This window comes from Micromonospora sp. CNZ280 (genome assembly GCF_011759515.1).
In genome coordinates this window covers 156807-175992 of record NZ_JAAOYP010000004.1, presented here as the reverse complement: position 1 = coordinate 175992, position 19186 = coordinate 156807, and the positions used below count along the sequence as shown (strand labels likewise).

The following is a 19186-nucleotide window of genomic DNA, read 5'->3' as shown; positions in this document are numbered from 1 at the left end:
AGGCGCCCGGTCAACCGGCCGGGTGCACCACCGGTCGGGCCAGCTGGGCGGCCAGCACCGCCGGCGCCTCGGCCAGCGACGGGCCGTACCAGGTCAGGTGCCGTCCGGAGAGCAGGGCACAGGGGATGCCCGGGAACGCCTCCGGCCCGTCCCGCTCGGTGAACCGGTACGGCTCGTCCGGCAGCACCACCAGGTCGAGCGGGTGCGCGCGCAGCTCGTCGAGGCCGGGCCGGGGATAGCGCTCGGCGTGGTTTGCGTAGACGTTGCGTACGCCGAGCCGGCGCAGCACGTCGCCGGCGAAGGTGTCGGCGCCGAGCACCACCCACGGCTTCCGCCAGACCGGCACCACTGCCCGGCGGGCCGGGACCGCGGGCAGGTCCGCCCAGGCCTGGCGGGCGGCGAGCAGCCAGTCCGGCTCGGCCGGGGCACCCAGCTCGGCCAGCAGCTCGGCCAGTTCGGCCAGCGCCCCGTCCACCGTACGCGGGTAGGTGATCCGCACCGGCACCCCGGCCGCGGCCAGCGGGTCCGCGTCGGCGCGACGGTTCTCCTCGACGTTGAGCAGCACCACGTCCGGCCGCAGGGCGAGCACCCGGTCCAGGTCCGGGTACTTGCTGCCGCCGACCCGGGCCACGTCCAGCCCGGCCGGGTGGGTGCACCAGTCGGTGGCGCCGACCAGCAGCCCGGGCAGGGTGCGGGCCACCGCCTCGGTCAGCGACGGCACCAGCGACACCACCCGCATCCCGAACCCCCTCCTGCCCGGAGGCCCTACGCCCGCCCGCCGTCGATCATGCCGGGTACCCGGAGGCGGCGTTCCGGTCGGCTCGGTCGCGGAGCCACTGGTCGCGGGTCAGGGCGTACTCGACCTCGCCGTGCTCGGAGCCGGGAATCGCCTCCGGCCAGTCGCCGTGGTACGTGCGCACGTGCCGCAGGCCGACCTTCTCCATCACCCGGCGCGAGGCCGCGTTGACCGCCATGGTGTTCGCGGTGACCCGCTGCACGCCCAGCTCGGTGAAGCCCTTCTCCATCAGGGCCTGGCAGCCCTCGGTGGCCCGGCCACCACCCCACGCCGAGCGGCGCAGCCGGTAGCCGAGCTCCACCTCGCGGACCTCGCCGTCCCGGGTCGGGCGGAACTCGAACCAGCCGAGGAACTCGCCGCCGGCCCGGTCAACGGCCGCCCAGAAGCCGAGGCCCGGCGGCCGCCGGTAGAGCGCGAGGATCGCGGGCAGGGTCCGGTCGCGGACCACCTCCGGCGGGGTGGGGCGGCCGCCGGTCAGGTAGCGCATCACCTCGGCGTCGCTGTCCAACTCGATTAGCAGGTCCGCGTCGGCCTCGGTGAACTCGAGCAGCACCAGCCGCTCAGTGGCGAGGAATACGGTCACCGGCCCATCCCAGCCCGGCCACCCCGCGCCGCTCAACCGGTTTTGCCCGACGGCCCGCAGTGCCGTCACCGGTCGTTGACCGGCCGGTGCGCAGGCGCCCACCGTGATCGTCCTGGTCGACGGATGTGCCGCGCCCGGCTCGGGCGGAGTCGGCCGCACCGACGACGCGACGACCATGATCGACGGCCTAGACTCGGGCCGGCCCACGGACGACGGATGGATCAGGCGATGACGAGCACCGGCAGTGACCACACCTCCTGGCTGCGCCCGATCCCGACCGACGACGGCCGCGCCCCGGTGCTGGCCCGGGCCGGGCAGGTCGTGTACGCCGACCGCCGGATGGGCGACCTGGTGCAGCGCCGCCCGCCGGGCATCACCGGCAACCAGTGGAGCACCGCCATCCGGGAGGGCGTCGACTTCGTGGTGTGCGCCGGCGACAGCGGCCGACCGCTGTTCGCCGTCGAGATCGGCCCTCCCGCGCCGGCCGGCTCCGCGGCCCAGCGCACCGAGCGGATGAAGAACGCGGTCGGCGCGGCCGTCGGCCTGGAGGTGCTGCGGATCGAGTCGCCGACGCTGCGGGCCGCCGACCACGGCCGGCGGATCGTGGCGTACGTGATCGACGCGCGCGGGTACGCCGAGGGGGGCCTGCCGGGGGAGACGGCGGTGGGCTTCCGGGACATCCTCGGCCGGCTGCCCGACGGGCGTACCGGGCACGTCAACGACCTCGGCGCGCTGGCCCGGGCGGCGGCCGTGGAGGCGTACGTGGCGCGCCGGCTGGCCGACCCGATCGTGCGCGGGCTGCACGTGACCTGGAAGGACGGGCCGGCCGAGGGCTGGAGTTGGGTCGAGGTGCGCCCCGGCGCCTGCCTGGTGGAGCGGGTGTCGGTCTGGGAGCACCGGTTCTCCTGCGGCGTGGACGCCGCCCGGCTCGCCGAGGACCTGGCGGCGGTCGCCGTCGGTGAGCGGTTGGCCGGGCTGGACGGCGACGCGCCGGCGCTGGTCTCCCGGGACGACCTGCGCGCCGAGATCCGCGGCCTGCGGGCGCGACGCGACGAACTGGAGAACGGCTTCGCCTTCGACCACCTCTGCGTGGACTGATTTCCTCCGTCCACCCGGGCGCGCCCGGGTGCGTTCCGGCACCGACCGTATCTCCGGTGCGGCCGTCCCGACCGGCCGCGAATTTTTGTCCGATCCGCATTGAACCGTGGCGGCCGCCGCTTCGTACTCCTGCGGGAATGGACAGGATCTCCCCATCCGCGTCACCGGCGCGGGAGACGGTGCGGAAAGGGCATCGTCGGTCGTCGACATGCCACCGGTCCGCCCGGACGGTTTCCGTCGGGGCGTGCCACCTCAATTCCGTCGGTCCGCCGAGGTCACGAATCAAGTACCGGATCGAGAAGGAGTGCAATTCGATGCGCAGGTCCACACGGGCGCGCCGGTCATCCGGTAACGCGCGGAGCAAGCGGCTGTTGGCCGTCGTCGGCACGCTCGCGGTCTTCGGTGGCGTCGTCGCCGTCACCCAGATCTCGTCGGCCGAGGACCGGCGGTCGAACCGGACCCGGCCGGCGGCCGCGGCCTGCGTGGCGCCCAGCCCCGGGGCAACCGCGCCGAGCGGGCGGGACGGCACCACCCGTACCTGGCAGAACGGCCGGTGGGTGCGCAACCACTGGGGCGACGGCCAGCAGACGCTCGAGGAGTGCCAGGAGGTCCGCGACGGCGAGGCGCCCAACGGCGGCTCCGCGATCGCGTGTCCGGACGTGGCCGGGCAGCTGCCGGAGGTGCCCCGCCGGGCCCGGGCCGAGGTGGATCGCAACCTGAGCCTGCTGCAGACCCAGATCGCCGAGGCCGACCGCCGGCTCGCCGCCGAGGGCGACCGGGGCGAGGCGTTCATCCGCAACGCGATCCTGCAGCCGCTGGCCGGCAAGCGGCGGGCGACGTTGGACCGGATCACCACGGCGATCGACCGGTTCGGCCCGCGCCCGCAGGGGCTGCGCCAGCTCGCCGAGTGCCAGGTGCAGCCGACCGGCAACGGCGGCGGCAACACCGGCGGTGGCGACAACGGCGGCGGTAACAACAACGGCGGCGGCAACAACGGCGGTGGCGACAACGGTGGTCCGGGTGCCGGGCTCGGCGTGCTGGCGAACGACTGCGACGAGAGCCAGTTGCAGCCGCACGACGGATTCCAGAACGGCAACCGCTGCGTGAGCACCGCGTTCGGCGAGGTCGGCGCCGCGGCGAACAACCCGTCGCTGCTGATCACCGACTTCCCCGAGCAGGTGGGCGCCAACCAGCCGTTCACCCTCCGGGTCTCCACCCGGAACCTGGTCCGGGACCGCTTCCTCGCCGCCGGCCAGGGCGGCTACTACGTGGAGAGCTCGCTGCTCAACGAGCAGGGGCTGGTCCGGGGCCACTTCCACACCGCCTGCCGGATGCTGGACAGCCTCGACCAGCCGCCGGCGCCCCAGGAGGTGCCCGCGTTCTTCGTCGCCACCGAGGACAGCCGCGGCGGCGCCGAGCCGGACGAGGTCACCATCCAGATCCCGGGGCTGCCCGAGTCCGGCACCGCGCAGTGCGCGGTCTGGGCCGGTGACGGGTCGCACCGGATCCCGATGATGGAGCGGGCCAACCAGACTCCGGCCTTCGACGCGGTACGCATCGAGGTCAACTGACCGAGCGCCGGCCGGGGCGGTGCGGGGCGTACGCCTCCGCACCGCCCCGACGCGGCACCGGGCGACCCTGGCCCGGACAGCGAGCGGCGGGGCCGGACCGTGCGCCGGCCCGACCCCGCCCGCGGGACCGCGTCCCGCCGTGCTCAGCGGTTCTTGTACGCCTCGACGACCTCGACCGGGATCCGGCCCCGCTCGGAAATCTGGAAACCGTTCTTGGCGGCCCATTCCCGGATGGCGCGATTCTGCTCGCGATCCATTCCCGCGCCGGTTCCGCTCGCCCGGCGGGGTGCCCGTCCGGTCTCGGCGGTGCCCCGGCCGATCCGTCGGCCGGCGCTCAGGTACGGGTCCAGCGCCTTGCGGAGGACTCCCGCGTTCTCGTCGGAGAGGTCGATGGTGTACGCCACGCCGTCGAGACCGAACTCGACCGTCCGGTCGGCCTTTCCGCCGTCGAGATCGTCGGTCAGCACCGTGATTACTTTTCTTGCCATCGCCGAATACTCCCTGTGTGCGGCGGGGTGTGGTCAAAGTTTGACCCATCCCGCGGCGCACCCGCAACAATTCCGCTGTTTTCATTTCGGCGGGTCGTTTCACTGTGCAAATCGCGGCGACCGGGAAAGCGGTTGGCTCACCGGCCGAGCAGGCCGGCGTGCCCGGCCTCCGCCGGCTGGACACCCGGAGTTCGCGCAGCAGCGCCGCCGCCATCCGCATGACCGTCCGTACCGAGATGTGCGGCTGCTTGGCGATCTCCAGCGTGCTCCGGCCGGTGACGATCGCCTGCGGCACGTCCGGCGGCCGGGAGTGGTCTGGGTCACACGGCGGAACAAGGGGAACGCTTTGTTACTTGAGCGAGACAGGCTCAAGACAACGCGATAGCAGGTGTTCGATGGCAACTCTTCCGGTACTTCCCCTGACCGACGCCGTGCTGCTGCCCGGCATGGTCATCCCGGTGACCCTCGACCCGACCACCCAGGCCGCGGTCGACGCGGCCCGCGCCACCGGCGACCGCAAGCTGCTGGCCGTGCCGCGCCTCGACGGCGAGTACGGCCCGGTCGGCGCGGTGGCCACCATCGAGAAGGTCGGCCGGCTGCCCAGCGGCGAGCCCGCCGCCGTCATCCGCGGCCTGTCCCGGGCGCGGATCGGCTCGGGCGTGCCCGGGCCCGGCGCCGCCCTCTGGGTCGAGGCGACCGAACTGTCCGAACCCGCTCCCGCCGGTCGGGCCCGGGAACTCGCCCGCGAGTACCGCGCCCTGATGACCTCGGTGCTCCAGCAGCGGGGCGCCTGGCAGGTCATCGACGCGATGGAGCGGATGACCGACCTCTCCGAGCTGGCCGACTCCGCCGGGTACGCGCCCTGGCTGAGCCTGGACCAGAAGAGCGAGCTGCTCGCCGCGCCGGACGTCACCGCCCGGCTGGAGCTGCTGGTCGGCTGGGTGAAGGAGCACCTGGCCGAGCAGGAGGTCACCGAGCAGATCAACAACGACGTCCGCGAGGGGCTGGAGAAGTCGCAGCGGGAGTTCCTGCTGCGCCAGCAGCTCGCCGCGATCCGCAAGGAGCTCGGTGAGGACGAGCCCGACGGCTCGGCCGACTACCGGGCCCGGGTCGAGGCCGCCGACCTGCCGGAGAAGGTCCGCGAGGCGGCGCTGCGCGAGGTCGGCAAGCTGGAGCGGGCCAGCGACGCCTCCCCGGAGGCGGGCTGGATCCGGACCTGGCTGGACACCGTCCTGGAGATGCCGTGGAACACGCGTACCCAGGACAACACCGACCTGGCGGCGGCCCGCGCGGTGCTCGACGCCGACCACGCCGGCCTGCCCGACGTGAAGGACCGCATCCTGGAGTACCTCGCGGTGCGCAACCGCCGCGCCGAGCGCAACCTCGGCGTGGTCGGCGGGCGCGGCTCCGGCGCGGTGCTCGCCCTCGCCGGCCCGCCCGGCGTCGGCAAGACCAGCCTCGGCGAGTCCGTCGCCCGGGCGCTGGGCCGCAACTTCGTCCGGGTCAGCCTGGGCGGCGTGCGGGACGAGGCGGAGATCCGCGGTCACCGGCGCACCTACGTCGGCGCGCTGCCCGGCCGGATCGTCCGCGCGCTGCGCGAGGCCGGCTCGATGAACCCGGTGGTGCTCCTCGACGAGGTGGACAAGCTGGCCGCCGGTTACTCCGGCGACCCGGCCGCCGCGCTGCTGGAGGTGCTCGACCCGGCGCAGAACCACACCTTCCGGGACCACTACCTGGAGGTCGACCTCGACCTGTCCGACGTGCTCTTCCTGGCCACCGCGAACGTGGTGGAGGCCATCCCCGGCCCGCTGCTGGACCGGATGGAGCTGGTCACCCTGGACGGGTACACCGAGGACGAGAAGGTCGCCATCGCCCGCGACCACCTGCTGCCCCGCCAGCGGGAGCGGGCTGGGCTGACCGCCGACGAGGTGACCGTGGCCGACGAGGCGCTGGCCCGGATCGCGGGGGAGTACACCCGGGAGGCCGGCGTCCGGCAGCTGGAGCGGGCCCTGGCCAAAATCCTGCGCAAGGTGACGGTAGCGCTGGCCGACGACCCGTCCCCGGTCGAGGTGGACACCGACAACCTGGCCCGCTACCTGGGTCGGCCCAAGTTCACGCCGGAGTCGGCGGAGCGGACGGCCGTGCCCGGCGTGGCGACCGGCCTGGCGGTGACCGGCGCCGGTGGGGACGTGCTCTTCATCGAGGCGACCAGCATGGAGGGCGAGCCGGGGCTTACCCTGACCGGCCAGCTCGGCGACGTGATGAAGGAGTCCGCGCACATCGCGCTGTCGTACCTGCGGTCGAACGGGCGACGCTTCGGCATCGACCCGAACGCCCTGGCCGGACGTCGGATCCACGTCCACTTCCCGGCGGGCGCGGTGCCCAAGGACGGCCCCAGCGCCGGCATAACCATGGTGACCGCGCTGGCCTCCCTGGTGACCGGGCGACCGGTGCGGCCCGAGTTCGGGATGACCGGCGAGGTGACCCTCTCCGGCCGGGTGCTGCCGATCGGCGGGGTGAAGCAGAAGCTGCTCGCCGCGCACCGGGCCGGCCTGACCGAGGTGATCATCCCGAAGCGCAACGAGCCGGACCTGGACGACCTGCCGACCGAGGTTCGCGAGGCGCTGACCATCCACACCCTGGCCGACGTGGCCGACGTGCTCGCCCTGGCGCTGCGCCCGGCCGAGCTCGACGCGGAGTCCCTGGACGGACCGGCGCTCGCCGCCGCCTGACAGGGGACCGGCCCGATCGGGGGCGCGGGCGGTTCGCCCGCGCCCCCGATCCGTCCGTCGGGGCCGGTCAGGCCACCGGCCGGCCGAGCCCGAGCGTGCGCGCCCCGCGGGCCATCGCCTGGGCGAGTCGGGCGGGCGCCGACCCGGGGGCGGGAATCCGGACCGGGCGGACCCGACCGTTGTGCAGGGCGGTGAACCGCCACCCCTGCGCGGTGCGGACCGCGACCAGGGTCTGCCGGGACAGCCGGCGCCGGGGCAGTCGGGACCGCCACGGCATCAGCACCGACCCGGTCCCGTGCACGATCGCCACGTCGTCGGTCACCGGGCGGATCGACTCCACCTCGCCGACCAGCGCGGAGCCGGCGAGCACTCCCCGGAAGAGCTGGTCGTGAGTCGCCTGCATGGGTGCTCGGCCGGCCGCCCTGGTGCCGTCGTAGGAGACGTAGTCCGAGTCCGCCGTGAAGCAGGCGCCGTAGGCGATGGCGTCGTTCGCCGTCCAGGCCGCCAGTAGCCGGTCGAAGAGCTGCCGGATCTCGGTGCGGTCGTCGTCGGTCACGGGAGAACCTCCTGCTAATGTTCGATCGTCGAAACGAACGCTAGCAGAAAGATTCGAATGTCGAAAAGTGATGTGCCTCGCGAGGTGGCCCGGCAGATCCGGCTGCTGCAACAGAGCTTCGACGCGTTCGACGAGGCGGCGGCGGTGCGACTCGGCATCAACCGCACCGACCTGCGGGCCCTGGACGTCGTGCTGGACCGCGGACCGCTGACCGCGGGGGAGCTGACCGCCGCGCTACGGCTCAGCCCGGCGGCCACCACGACGGTCATCGACCGGCTGGAGCGGGCAGGGTTGGTGGCCCGTACCCGGGACCCGGAGAACCGGCGCCGGGTCCTGGTGGCCGCCACCGAGTCGGCCCACGCCGCCGAGCGGGACATCTACCGGCCGCTCGGCGAGGCGGGCCTGCGCGCCCTCGCCCGCTACGACGGCGACCAACTGGCCACCATCGTCGACTTCCTGGTCACCGCCCGCGCCGTGCAGCAGGAGCACGCCGAGCGGCTGGCCGCCGGCTCGCGGCAGCGGTCGTGAGGCCTGCGGCGGCCTGACCGCGGGACGCACCGATGCCGCCGGTGGCCGGCGCATCGGTGCGGGTGCCTCAGCGACGGTCCCGGCGTTCCCGCCGGTCGCCGTCGAACTCCCGGCGGTCACGCCGGTCACCACCGTCGAAACGACGCTCGTCGCCGTCGCGGTCACGGCGCACGGTCGCCTTCCGCCCCTTGATGGTGCTGCCGCGCAACCCGGCGATCACCTCGTCGGCCACCGCGTACGGGACCTCGACGAGGGAGAACCGGTCGGCGATCTCGATCGAGCCGATGTCCCGGCCGCTGACCCGGGTCTCCCCGGTGATCGCCCCGACCAGGTCCTGCGGGCGCACCCCGGCGCGCCGGCCAAGGCCGATGAAGACCTGGGTGGTGCCGCCGCCCGCCCGGGGCCGCCCGCCGCGGCGCTCGCCCCGGCCACCCTCCGGTCGCCCCTCCCGCGGGCCGCGCACCGGGACCTGCGGGATCTCCTCCTCGTCGGCCGCGCCCGGCGAGGTCGCCTCGTGCGCCAGCCGCACCGCGGCGAGCGCCACCTCGACCAGGTCGAACTCGTCGGTCAACGACTCGACGATGACCCGGAACGGGTCGAGGTCGTCCTCCAGCAGGCTCTCCCGCAGCGCGGCCTGGGTCAGCTCCAGCCGCCGGGTGCGCAGGTCGGCCACCGTCGGGATCTTGTCGATGGTGATCCGCTGCCCGGTCACCCGCTCGATGGTCTTCAGCATCCGGTGCTCGCGCGGCTCGGCGAGGGTGATCGCCACGCCCTCCCGGCCGGCCCGGCCCACCCGGCCGATCCGGTGCACGTACGACTCCGGCGCCGACGGCACGTCGTAGTTGACCACATGGGTGAGCTGCTCGACGTCCAGGCCCCGGGCCGCCACGTCGGTGGCCACCAGCAGGTCGGCGGTGCCCGCGCGCAGCCGCCCCATCACCCGGTCGCGCTGCTCCTGGCTCATCCCGCCGTGCAGCGCCTCCGCCCGGTAGCCGCGCCCGTTCATCGTCTCGGTGAGCCGGTCCACCTCCTCCCGACTGCGGCAGAACACGATCGCCGCGGTGGGCGACTCGACGTCCAGCACCCGGCCCAGCGCCGCCGGCTTGTGCGCCCGGGCGACGATGTAGGCGCTCTGCCGCACCCGGGGCGCCTCGCCGGCCACCGGCTGCTCCCGGGCGATCAGGATGCGCACCGGGTCGGTGAGGTGCTGCCGGGCCATCCCGTCGATGCGGGCCGGCATGGTCGCCGAGAAGAGCACCGTCTGCCGCTGCTCCGGCGCGTGTTCCAGGATCGCCTCGATGTCCTCGGCGAAGCCCATGTCGAGCATCTCGTCGGCCTCGTCCAGCACCACGGTGGCCAGCCCGCCCAACCGCAGGGTGCCCCGGGCGATGTGGTCCAGCGCCCGGCCGGGAGTAGCCACCACCACGTCCACCCCGGCGTCCAGGGCCCGCAGCTGCCGGCCGATCGGCTGCCCGCCGTAGATCGGCAGCACCCGGGTGCCCAGGTCCTTGCCGTAGCGGTGGAACGCCTCGGACACCTGCACGGCGAGTTCCCGGGTGGGCACCAGCACCAGCGCCGTCGGATCGCCGCCGGCGCGCTGCGGGGGCATCCGCTGCAGCAACGGCAGCGCGAACGCGGCCGTCTTGCCGGTGCCGGTCGCCGCCTGGCCCAGCAGGTCCCGCCCGGTCAGCAGCGGCGGGATCGCCTCCCGCTGGATCGGGGTCGGCTCCTCGTAGCCGAGCGCGGTCAGCGCGTTCAGCAGCTCGGCGCGCAGGCCGAGGTCCGCGAAGGCACCCGCCCCGGTGTCCGGGTCGGCGGCGGGACGGGTGGGTGGTTCGGGCGGTACGGGTGCGGAACTCATGTGACAAGCCTTTCATCACGGCCGGGCGGGCGGTGCGGCGACCGGCACAACACCGACTCGGGCCGGCCGCCCCCGTACCGCCGGCCGGCCCGACCGCTCCCTCAGCTGGACAGGATCGCCAGCACGACGGAGACGCCGATGGCCGCGTCGAACACGCCGCACCCCTCGGCGTAAGCCCGGGGCACCACCTCGTCGCGGCGGTGGTGCAGCAGGTCCCAGCCGGCGTGGGCGAGCCACCCGGCGGCCACCAGCCAGGCCGCCGCCCGGTCGTCGACCACCACCGCCACCAGCACCAGCGCCGACCAGGCGGCCAGCCCGACCAGCTGCCGGCCGAGCCCGCCGGGACCGCGCAGCCGGCGCCGGGCCGCGCCGATCAGCAGGTACAAGCCGGGCAGCACCAGCATCAGCCACGGGCTCGGCACGTCCGGCGCGGCCCACAGCTTGACCGTCATCAGCAGGGCGAGCAGGGTGGGCCACCGGCGGGCCACCGCGACGACGGCCGGGTGCCGCCGTACCGGCACCGGCTCGGCGTGCCGCTGCCGCACCGCCACCAGCACCATCGCGGGCACCATCAGCAGGTGCCCGCCGAGCAGCAGGGCGTCGGCCCCGAGCAGCCCCGCCCAGTACGGCCCGAGCAGCAGCAGGAACGGCAGGTACATGGCGGCCGCCATCTCGCCGCTGGCGGCCCAGGAGTGCCGGCGGTACCGCATCCAGACGGTCATGCCGATGGTCATGTCGGTCGCCATCACCAGCGCGGCGACGTCCGGCCGGGCCAGCGCGGTTGTGAGCCCGAGCGGGGCGCCGGCCACCGTCCACAGCGGGCCGAGCAGCACCATCCCGGCGACCATCGCCAGCGCCATCTCGCCGAGGTGCCGCAGCAGGTGTCGGGCGCCACCGGACCGGTGGGCGGTGGGTGGCACGGCGGGGACCGGGTGCTCCGTCAACGTCTCTCTCATGCCGTCGACCCTGCCGGCGGCCGTGCTGCGCGGGACACCCGCGTCCGGCACGGGTTCTCGGTGCGGACCGCACGCCCGGACCGTGCGATCCGCACGGGTGAACCGGACGCCGAGCCGCCCTAGGATCTGCGGCGTGGCGCAGCAGGCGGCGGTACCCCGGGCGGACCGGCGGCTGCGCCGTGCCCGCTTGGCGACCCTGGTGTCGCTGGCCAGCAGCGGTTGGGCCAGTCTGCTGCTGCCGGCGGTCGGCGTGCTGCGGGAACCCGACCCGGTGCGCGCGGCGTTCGGCGCGGCCGGCGTGCTCGCCTTCGCCGCCGCCCAGTCCGCCGTGCTGTACGCGGCGGCCACGCCGTGGCTGGCGCACCGGCGGCGCCGACGGTTCCAGGTGTGCCTGGCCGTGGTGGCGGTGCTGAGCGTCCCCGTCGTCGGTCCGGTCGCCGCCGGTGACTGGCCTACCTGGGCGTGGCTCGGCGCCTCGCTGGTCGGCATGGCGCCGCTGCTGGTCCGCCCCCCGGCCGCGCTGGCGGTGGCGGCGCTGGCCGTCGCGGTCGCCGCCGGCGTGGCCGGCTGGACCGGCGGCTCGCTGGGCCGCCACCTGGCGGTGACCGGCGGGGTGGGGGCCGGCATCGCGGTGCTGAACTGGTTCCAGGTCTGGTTCTGGGACCTGCTCGTCGAGGCCCGGCAGGGGCAGGCCGCCCAGGCCCGGCTGGCCGCCGCCGAGGAGCGGCTGCGGCTCGCCCGCGAGGTGCACGACGTGCTCGGGCACAACCTGACGGTGATCGCGTTGAAGGCCGAGCTGGCCGCCCGGCTCGCCCCGAGCGATCCGGAGCGGGCCGGCCGCGAGGCCGCCGAGGTGCGGCGGCTGGCCGCCGCCGCGCTGACCGAGGTACGCGAGACCGTGCACGGCTACCGCACCATCGACCTGAGTGAGCAGCTCGCCGCCGTGGCCGGCGTGCTGCGCTCGTGCGGCGTACGGTGCGCCGTGCCGTCCCCACCGGCCGGCCTGCCGGCGGCGGCGGCGGGCGAGCTGGCGGCGGTGCTGCGCGAGGCGAGCACGAACGTGCTGCGGCACAGCCGGGCCGGCTGGTGCCGGATCGAGATCGTCCAGGAGGGCGGCGTGGCCAGGATGACGGTGACCAACGACGGCGCCACCGACCGTGGCCCGGACGGGCGGAGCAACGGCCTGCGCGGGCTGACCGACCGGCTCGGCGCGGCCGGCGGCCGGCTGCGGGTCCACCGGGAGGGTGCGGTGTTCACCCTGGAGGCCACCGTGCCGGTCGCCTCATGATCCGCGTCCTGCTCGCCGACGACGAGGAGCTGGTCCGGGTGGCGGTCGCCGCCCTGCTCGGGCTGGAGCCCGACCTCGAGGTGGTGGCGCAGGCCGCCGACGGGCCGGCCGCGGTCACCGCCGCGCTGGCCCACCGGCCGGACGTGGCCGTCGTGGACCTGGAGATGCCGGGGCTCACCGGCATCCAGGTCGCCGCCGAGCTGACCCGGGTGCGGCCCGACTGCGCGGTGGTGCTGCTGACCGGCCACGGCCGGCCGGCGCACCTGCGCCAGGCGCTCACCGCCGGGGCCCGGGGCTTCCTGCCCAAGGGCGCACCGGGCGGCGCGCTCGCCGACGTGATCCGCCGGGTGCACGCCGGCGGCCGGTACGTCGACCCGTCGCTGGCCGCCGACGCGCTCACCCTGCCCGAGTGCCCGTTGACCCCCCGCGAACTGGAGACGCTGCGGCTGGCCGAACTCGGCGCCCCGGTCGCGGTGATCGCCCGCCGGGTGCACCTGTCCGCCGGCACCGTCCGCAACCACCTCGCCGCCGCGGTGCAGAAGCTGGGCGCCGCCGACCGGGCGGCGGCGGTGCGCACCGCCCGGGACAACGGCTGGCTCTGACCACCCCGCCGACTAGCCTGACGCTGATGCGTACGGTCGAACTGGTCTGCTCGCCGGGGCTGGACGCCGCGGTCCGGGCCGCCTGGGCCCGGCTGGCCGGGGCGGGGCTGCCCAGCCTGGCGCGCAACACCCACCCGACCAACCGGCCGCACCTGACCCTGGCCGCGGCCGACGAGTTCCCGCCGGGCGCGGTGGCCCGGCTGGCCGCGCTGGTCGACGCGGCGCTGCCGCTGCCGGCCCGGCTCGGCGAGGTCACGGTGCTGGACGGCAGCGCGCCGCTGGTCTGGCTGGTCCACCCCGGCGCCGAACTGACCGCCCTGCACGCGGCGGTGTGGCGCGTGCTCACCGACGCCGACGGGCGCAACCCGTGGCACGCGCCCCGGCGCTGGCGGCCGCACCTGAGCCTGGCGCTGCGGTTCCGCGACGCCGACGCCGGCCTGGCCCGGGCGGTGGTCGGCGACGCCCCACCGGCCGGGGAGTTCGTCGCCGCGCGCAGCTACGACGGCGCGACCCGCACCGTCCACCCGCTCGGCACGCCGGCCGGCTGACCCCGCCGCCGGCCGACCGTCGGCGACCGACCCCACGGATCCAACCGTTCCGATCTTTTGCGGGGACGTTCCGCGCGGTTTAATGCTCGGTAACTTGTGGCGCACGCCACACTCGAGCCCCAGGAGCGCCGGCCATGCTGCAGGTGCGCAACCTCGAGGTCGTCTACGACGACGTGATGCTGGTGCTCCGCGGCCTGAGCATCACCGTCCCGCCGGGCGGGATCGTCGCGCTGCTCGGCGCCAACGGTGCCGGCAAGACGACCCTGCTGCGGGCCATCACCGGGCTGCTCGACATCCACCACGGCGCGGTGGTCCGCGGCGAGGTCACCCTGGACGGCCAGCCGCTGCACCGGCTGCGCCCGGCCGCGATCGTGCGCCGTGGCGTCGCCCAGGTGATGGAGGGGCGGCGGATCTTCGGCGAGATGACCGTGGAGGAGAACCTGCGCCTCGGCGGGCACACCGACCCGCGCCGGATCCCGGGCCGGCTCGACGAGGTGTACGCGCTCTTCCCGGTGCTGGCCGAGCGGCGCCGGCGCACCGCCGGCTACCTCTCCGGCGGCGAGCAGCAGATGCTGGCGATGGGCCGCGCGCTGATGGCCGGCCCCCGCTACCTGCTGCTGGACGAGCCCAGCCTCGGCCTCGCCCCACGCCTGGTCGAGCAGGTCCGCGAGCTGATCGTGCGGATCAACGCCGCCGGCACCGGCGTGCTGCTGGTCGAGCAGAACGCCGCCATGGCGCTCTCGGTCGCCGCGCACGGCTACGTGCTGGAGACCGGCCGGGTGGTGCTCGACAAGCCGGCCGCGCAGCTGCTCGCCGACGACGACGTACGCGAGTTCTACCTCGGCCTGCACGCCGGCGCCGACACCGGCCGGCGTTCGTTCCGGGAGGCCAAGCACTACCGGCGACGGAAGCGGTGGTTGTCGTGAGCGAGGAGATCCTGCGCTTCACCGACGTGCGGCTGAGCTTCGCCGGCGTCCGGGCGATCGACGGGGTGAGCTTCACCGTCGGCCGGCAGGAGCTGTTCGCCGTGATCGGGCCGAACGGCGCCGGCAAGACGTCGATCTTCAATGTGCTCTCCGGGGTCTACCGGCCGCAGTCCGGACAGGTGATATTCGACGGCGTCAACCTGGTCGGCCGGCGCCCGCACCAGATCGCCGCGCTCGGGCTGGCCCGCACCTTCCAGAACGTCGAGCTCTTCGCCAACCTCACCGTGCTGGAGAACCTGCTGCTCGGCCGGCACCACCACATCCGGTACGGGCCGCTGGCGGCGGTGCTCTGGCGCGGCCGGGCCCGGCGCGCCGAACTGGCCGCCCGGGCCGCCGTTGAGGAGATCGTCGACTTCCTGGAGCTGGAGCAGTGGCGGCGGATGCCGGTCGGGCTGCTGCCGTACGGGGTGCAGAAGCGGGTGGAGCTGGGCCGGGCGCTGGCCATGGAGCCGAAGCTGCTGCTGCTCGACGAGCCGGTCGGCGGGATGAACCTGGAAGAGACCGAGGACATGGCCCGCTACATCCTCGACGTCCGGGAGGAGCTGGGCATCCCGGTGGTGCTGGTCGAGCACGACATGGGCCTGGTGATGGACCTCGCCGACCGGGTGCTGGTGGTCGACTTCGGACAACCGGTGGCCACCGGCACCCCGGCCGAGATCCAGCACCACCCCGACGTGATCCGCGCCTACCTGGGGGAGGTGACGACGACATGAGCACCACCAGCGCGCCGACCGGGGCGTCCGCCACCGGCGCCGCCGACGCCGCCGTCCCGACCATCGCCGCCCGGGTACGCGAGCGCGCCCGGGCCACCCCGGAGCGGGTGGCGCTGCGGGAGAAGGTCCGCGGTATCTGGCAGGAGGTGACCTGGGCGGCGTACTGGGACACGGCGCAGACCGTGGCGCACGGCCTGCTGGCCCTCGGGGTGGGCCCGGGGGAGCGGGTCGCGGTGCTGGCCGAGAACCGGCGCGAGTGGCTCTGGACGGACGTGGCCACCGTCGCTGTCCGGGGCGTCACCGTCGGGCTCTACCCGACCAACCCGGCCGCCGAGATCGGCTACCTGCTGGCCCACTCGGGCGCCCGGGTGCTCGTCGCCGAGGACCAGGAGCAGGTCGACAAGGCCCTCGCGGTGCTCGACGACTGCCCCGACCTGGACCGCGTGGTCTACCTCGAACCGCGCGGCGTCCGGGGCCGCTACCGGCATCCGGGGCTGCTGTACTGGGACGACTTCCTGGCCCTCGGCGTCGCCCACCGGGTCGCCCACCCCGGCGCGGTCGCCGAGCTGATGGCCGCCGCCACCGACACCGACCTGGCCACCCTGATCTACACGTCCGGCACCACCGGCCGGCCGAAGGGCGCCATGCTCACCGTCGCCAACGTGGACTTCGCGGTGCGGACGGTCACCGAGGGCGGCGGCCTGGCCGACCCCCCGCCCGGCCCGGACGACCTGCTCCTGTCCTACCTGCCGCTCTGCCACGTCGCCGAGCGGGTCTTCACCACCTGGAGCAGCGCCGGCGCCGGGGTGCAGGTGAACTTCGCCGAGTCGGTCGCCACCGTGCCGGCCAACCTGCGCGAGGTGCAGCCGACCATCCTGTTCGGGGTGCCCCGGATCTGGGAGAAGATCCTCGCCACGGTCACCATCCGGGTGGCGTCGGCGTCCCCGCTCAAACGGGCGGTGGCCCGGTTCTGGCTGCGGGTCGCCGACCGGATCGGCGCCACCCTGGTGGCCACCGGCGGCCGGCACACCCCGGCCAGCCGGCTGGCGTACGCGGTGGGCTGGCTGTTCTGCTACCGGGCGCTGCGCGAGCGGATCGGGGTACGCCGGGTGCGCTACGCCGCCTCCGGCGCCGCCCCGATCGCCCCGGAGGTGCTCCGCTTCTTCATGGGCATCGGGGTGCCGATGCACGAGGTGTACGGGATGACGGAGAACTCCGCCATCGCCACCGGCAACCGGCCCGGCCGGGTGAAGCTCGGCACGGTCGGCGAGCCGCAGCAGGGCGTCGAGCTGCGCATCGACGAGACCACCGGGGAGATCCTCACCCGTCACCCCGGGGTCTTCGCCGGCTACCTGGACGACCTGGCCGCCACCGCCGCGGTGCTGGAACCGGACGGCTGGCTGCACACCGGCGACATCGGCGAGTGGGTGGACGGCACGCACGTGCGGATCACCGGCCGGGCCAAGGACATCATGATCACCGCGGGTGGGAAGAACATCGGCCCGGCGGGCATCGAGAACGAGCTGAAGGCGTCGCCGTACGTCAAGGAGGCGGTGCTGATCGGCGACCGCCGGCCCTACCTGGTGGCGCTGATCGGCATCGAGGCCGACACGGTGGGGCAGTGGGCGCAGCGACGGCGGCTGGCGTACACCACCTACCGCGACCTGAGCGGCAAGCCGGAGGTGGTCGAGCTGATCCGCACCGTGGTGGACGAGGTCAACGCCCGGCACCCGCGGGTCGAGCAGATCAGGCGGTTCCGGCTGCTGCCCAAGGAACTCGACCAGGACGACGGCGAACTGACCGCGACCCAGAAGGTCCGCCGGGAGGCGGTCACCCGGGCCTTCGCCGACCTGGTCGACGAGCTGTACGCGCCGGGCGGTGACCGGTGACCGAACTGGCCGAGAGCGTGCTGCGCGGGCTGGGCACCGGCAGCGTCTACGCCCTGCTCGCGCTCGGCTTCGTGATCATCTACAAGGCCACCCGGGTGATCAGCTTCGCCCAGCCCGCGTTCATGCTGGCCGGCGTCGTCGCGGTCACCTATCTCGCCCCGGCCGTCGGCTTCTGGGCGGCGGTGCCGCTCGCGGCGGTCGGCACCGGGCTGCTCGCGCTCGGCGTCGAGCGCGCCGCCGTCCGGCCCATGGTGGGCCGGCCCGCGTTCGTGGTCGCCATCATCACCCTCGGCGTGGACGTCGCCGTCCGGGTGGTGGTCAACGCCTTCATCGGCCTGGACGTGCGGCACGTCGGCGACCCGTGGGGGCTGCGCACCCTGTCGCTCGGCCCGGTGGAGCTGCAACAGCGGCACCTGGCCGCGGTGGCGGCCACCGGGCTGCTGGTCGCCGGGCTGTTCGCGTTCTTCCGGTTCACCCGCACCGGGCTGGCGATGCGGGCCGCCGCGCTGGACCAGGAGGCGGCGCTGGCGCACGGCGTGTCGGTCGGCGCGGTCTTCGCGGTCAGCTGGGCGCTGGCCGGCGGGCTGGCCGCGGTGGCCGGCACCTTTGCCGCCGCCGGGGCGAGCGTGGACGCCGCGCTCTGGCTGATCGCGCTGACCGCGCTGCCGGTGATCATCCTGGGTGGGCTCGACTCGCTGCCCGGGGCGGTGGTCGGCGGGTTGGCCGTCGGCGTGCTCCAGGAACTCACCGCCAGCTACGCCAACGACCTCGCCTGGCTGGGCGGCAACGTCTCGGTGATCACCCCGTACGTGCTGATGCTGGTCGTGCTGCTGGTCCGCCCGTACGGGCTGTTCGGCACCCGGGAGGTGGAGCGGGTATGAGACACCGGCCGCTGCTGCGCACCTCGTACGCCCAGGACCTGGCGTTGCTGGACACCCCGGCCAAGCGGTGGTGGACCGGCGTGCTGCTGGCGCTGGCCGTCGCGCTGCCCTTCCTGCTCACCGACGACCTGCTGCAACTGCTCGCGGTCTGCTGCGTGGCCGCGATCGGCGCGATCGGGCTCGGCCTGGTCACCGGGTACGCCGGCCAGGTCTCCCTCGGCCACGCGTTCTTCCTCGGCATCGGCGCGTACACCGCGGCGGCGATCAGCGGCGACCCGGACGGCCGGGTGATCGGCCTCGGGGTGACCGACATCGCGGTCTGGCTGCCCGCCGCCGGCCTGGTGGCCGCGCTGGCCGGCGTGCTGGTCGCCCCGCTGGCCACCCGGCTGCGCGGGCTCTACCTCGCCATCGTCACCCTCGGCCTGGTCTTCATCGGCCAGCACGTGTTCAACGAGTGGTCGGCGCTGACCGGCGGCGCCGGGGTGGGCCGGCCGGCCGCCACCCTGGAGTTCCTCGGCCGCCCGCTCGCGGTCACCGACGCCACCGCCACCCGCGACCAGAAGCTGTACTGGCTGATGCTGGCGCTGCTGGTGGTCTTCGCGGTGGCCGCCCGGAACCTGGCCCGCTCGCGGATCGGGCGGGCGTTCACCGCCATCCGCGACCGGGACATCGCGGCCGGGGTGATCGGGGTGAACCTGCCCCGGTACAAGACCCTCGCGTTCGCGGTGTCGTCGGCGTACGCCGGCTGCGCCGGGGCACTGCTCTACACCGTCACCGGCTTCTTCGACCCGAGTTCGTTCAGCCTGCTGCTGTCCGTGCAGTACATCGCCATGGTGCTGATCGGCGGCGCGGGCACCATCTCCGGCGCGATCGCCGGGGCGTTCTTCATCACCCTGCTGCCCCGGCTCACCCGGGAACTGCAGGCGTGGGTGCCGTTCATCAGCACCCAGCCGAACGAGGTGCCGAACGTCTTCCAGGTGGAGACGATCCTCTACGGCGTACTCATCATCGTCTTCCTGATCTTCGAACCGCGCGGGTTGTTCGGGCTCTGGGTCCGGGCCCGCGCCTACTGGAAGGCGTGGCCGTTCTCCTACTGACCCGAGCGAGGAA

The 19186-nt window shown here is 74.5% G+C and carries 18 protein-coding genes; 12 read left to right on the top strand and 6 right to left on the bottom strand.

Annotated features, from left to right (window positions below):
- Positions 1 to 10 precede the first annotated feature (10 nt).
- Complete coding sequence (locus FHX32_RS27960; protein ID WP_167189734.1) at positions 11 to 739, bottom strand: helical backbone metal receptor; 729 nt, start codon at positions 737 to 739, stop codon at positions 11 to 13.
- 46 nt (positions 740 to 785) lie between these two features.
- Positions 786 to 1379: a GNAT family N-acetyltransferase gene (locus tag FHX32_RS27955; protein ID WP_486481368.1), complete on the bottom strand. Its 594-nt coding sequence runs from the start codon at positions 1377 to 1379 to the stop codon at positions 786 to 788.
- Positions 1380 to 1607: 228 nt separating this feature from the next.
- Between FHX32_RS27955 and FHX32_RS27950 the strand changes: the two genes are divergently transcribed.
- Both FHX32_RS27950 and FHX32_RS27945 read left to right on the top strand, forming a co-directional pair.
- Positions 1608 to 2477, top strand: coding sequence for a PDDEXK family nuclease (locus FHX32_RS27950; protein WP_167189728.1), 870 nt, complete (start codon positions 1608 to 1610; stop codon positions 2475 to 2477).
- Between the two features lie 314 nt (positions 2478 to 2791).
- A complete protein-coding gene (locus FHX32_RS27945; protein WP_167189725.1) occupies positions 2792 to 4048 on the top strand; it encodes a hypothetical protein in 1257 nt (418 codons plus the stop codon).
- A 143-nt stretch (positions 4049 to 4191) separates the two neighbouring features.
- Here the strand turns inward: FHX32_RS27945 and FHX32_RS27940 are convergent, their stop codons facing one another.
- A complete protein-coding gene (locus tag FHX32_RS27940; RefSeq protein ID WP_167189722.1) occupies positions 4192 to 4536 on the bottom strand; it encodes a histone-like nucleoid-structuring protein Lsr2 in 345 nt (114 codons plus the stop codon).
- 395 nt (positions 4537 to 4931) lie between these two features.
- Between FHX32_RS27940 and lon the strand changes: the two genes are divergently transcribed.
- Complete coding sequence (gene lon, locus FHX32_RS27935) at positions 4932 to 7268, top strand: endopeptidase La (protein WP_167189719.1); 2337 nt, start codon at positions 4932 to 4934, stop codon at positions 7266 to 7268.
- Between the two features lie 67 nt (positions 7269 to 7335).
- Here lon and FHX32_RS27930 read toward each other — a convergent pair whose 3' ends face one another.
- Positions 7336 to 7824, bottom strand: coding sequence for an SgcJ/EcaC family oxidoreductase (locus tag FHX32_RS27930; protein ID WP_167189716.1), 489 nt, complete (start codon positions 7822 to 7824; stop codon positions 7336 to 7338).
- A gap of 57 nt (positions 7825 to 7881) precedes the next feature.
- Here FHX32_RS27930 and FHX32_RS27925 point away from each other — a divergent pair, with 57 nt between their 5' ends.
- Positions 7882 to 8352 (top strand): MarR family transcriptional regulator, encoded by a 471-nt coding sequence (locus tag FHX32_RS27925; RefSeq protein WP_167189713.1) that lies wholly within the window; start codon positions 7882 to 7884, stop codon positions 8350 to 8352.
- A 67-nt stretch (positions 8353 to 8419) separates the two neighbouring features.
- Here FHX32_RS27925 and FHX32_RS27920 read toward each other — a convergent pair whose 3' ends face one another.
- Entirely contained in the window at positions 8420 to 10213 is a 1794-nt protein-coding gene (locus FHX32_RS27920) for a DEAD/DEAH box helicase (protein WP_167189710.1), read from the bottom strand.
- Positions 10214 to 10314: 101 nt separating this feature from the next.
- Positions 10315 to 11169 carry a hypothetical protein gene (locus FHX32_RS27915; protein WP_167189707.1) on the bottom strand — a complete coding sequence of 285 codons (855 nt, stop codon included), beginning with the start codon at positions 11167 to 11169 and terminating at the stop codon, positions 10315 to 10317.
- Between the two features lie 133 nt (positions 11170 to 11302).
- Here FHX32_RS27915 and FHX32_RS27910 point away from each other — a divergent pair, with 133 nt between their 5' ends.
- From FHX32_RS27910 to FHX32_RS27880, 8 genes are all read left to right on the top strand, one after another.
- Entirely contained in the window at positions 11303 to 12457 is a 1155-nt protein-coding gene (locus FHX32_RS27910) for a sensor histidine kinase (RefSeq protein WP_486481367.1), read from the top strand.
- On the top strand, positions 12454 to 13059 hold the full coding sequence (locus FHX32_RS27905) for a response regulator transcription factor (RefSeq protein WP_167189701.1): 606 nt from the start codon (positions 12454 to 12456) through the stop codon (positions 13057 to 13059). The genes FHX32_RS27910 and FHX32_RS27905 overlap by 4 nt, the downstream gene beginning before the upstream one ends.
- A gap of 26 nt (positions 13060 to 13085) precedes the next feature.
- Positions 13086 to 13607: a 2'-5' RNA ligase family protein gene (locus tag FHX32_RS27900; protein ID WP_167189698.1), complete on the top strand. Its 522-nt coding sequence runs from the start codon at positions 13086 to 13088 to the stop codon at positions 13605 to 13607.
- Between the two features lie 134 nt (positions 13608 to 13741).
- Positions 13742 to 14533 carry an ABC transporter ATP-binding protein gene (locus FHX32_RS34680; RefSeq protein ID WP_208419448.1) on the top strand — a complete coding sequence of 264 codons (792 nt, stop codon included), beginning with the start codon at positions 13742 to 13744 and terminating at the stop codon, positions 14531 to 14533.
- Positions 14530 to 15306 (top strand): ABC transporter ATP-binding protein, encoded by a 777-nt coding sequence (locus FHX32_RS34675; RefSeq protein WP_486481366.1) that lies wholly within the window; start codon positions 14530 to 14532, stop codon positions 15304 to 15306. Before FHX32_RS34680 ends, FHX32_RS34675 begins: the two co-directional genes overlap by 4 nt.
- Complete coding sequence (locus FHX32_RS27890; protein ID WP_167189695.1) at positions 15303 to 17195, top strand: AMP-binding protein; 1893 nt, start codon at positions 15303 to 15305, stop codon at positions 17193 to 17195. Before FHX32_RS34675 ends, FHX32_RS27890 begins: the two co-directional genes overlap by 4 nt.
- Positions 17192 to 18076 carry a branched-chain amino acid ABC transporter permease gene (locus FHX32_RS27885; RefSeq protein ID WP_167189693.1) on the top strand — a complete coding sequence of 295 codons (885 nt, stop codon included), beginning with the start codon at positions 17192 to 17194 and terminating at the stop codon, positions 18074 to 18076. The genes FHX32_RS27890 and FHX32_RS27885 overlap by 4 nt, the downstream gene beginning before the upstream one ends.
- Complete coding sequence (locus tag FHX32_RS27880) at positions 18073 to 19173, top strand: branched-chain amino acid ABC transporter permease (RefSeq protein WP_167189690.1); 1101 nt, start codon at positions 18073 to 18075, stop codon at positions 19171 to 19173. The genes FHX32_RS27885 and FHX32_RS27880 overlap by 4 nt, the downstream gene beginning before the upstream one ends.
- Positions 19174 to 19186: the final 13 nt, after the last annotated feature.

Coding starts and splice junctions, on each gene's coding strand:
- FHX32_RS27890 (WP_167189695.1), top strand. CDS start 15,303: ATGAGCACCACCAGCGCGCCGACCGGGGCGTCCGCCACCGGCGCCGCC.
- lon (WP_167189719.1), top strand. CDS start 4,932: ATGGCAACTCTTCCGGTACTTCCCCTGACCGACGCCGTGCTGCTGCCC.
- FHX32_RS27900 (WP_167189698.1), top strand. CDS start 13,086: ATGCGTACGGTCGAACTGGTCTGCTCGCCGGGGCTGGACGCCGCGGTC.
- FHX32_RS27960 (WP_167189734.1), bottom strand. CDS start 739: ATGCGGGTGGTGTCGCTGGTGCCGTCGCTGACCGAGGCGGTGGCCCGC.
- FHX32_RS27950 (WP_167189728.1), top strand. CDS start 1,608: ATGACGAGCACCGGCAGTGACCACACCTCCTGGCTGCGCCCGATCCCG.
- FHX32_RS27920 (WP_167189710.1), bottom strand. CDS start 10,213: ATGAGTTCCGCACCCGTACCGCCCGAACCACCCACCCGTCCCGCCGCC.
- FHX32_RS27945 (WP_167189725.1), top strand. CDS start 2,792: ATGCGCAGGTCCACACGGGCGCGCCGGTCATCCGGTAACGCGCGGAGC.
- FHX32_RS27940 (WP_167189722.1), bottom strand. CDS start 4,536: ATGGCAAGAAAAGTAATCACGGTGCTGACCGACGATCTCGACGGCGGA.
- FHX32_RS27880 (WP_167189690.1), top strand. CDS start 18,073: ATGAGACACCGGCCGCTGCTGCGCACCTCGTACGCCCAGGACCTGGCG.
- FHX32_RS27925 (WP_167189713.1), top strand. CDS start 7,882: ATGTCGAAAAGTGATGTGCCTCGCGAGGTGGCCCGGCAGATCCGGCTG.
- FHX32_RS27905 (WP_167189701.1), top strand. CDS start 12,454: ATGATCCGCGTCCTGCTCGCCGACGACGAGGAGCTGGTCCGGGTGGCG.
- FHX32_RS27915 (WP_167189707.1), bottom strand. CDS start 11,169: ATGAGAGAGACGTTGACGGAGCACCCGGTCCCCGCCGTGCCACCCACC.
- FHX32_RS34680 (WP_208419448.1), top strand. CDS start 13,742: ATGCTGCAGGTGCGCAACCTCGAGGTCGTCTACGACGACGTGATGCTG.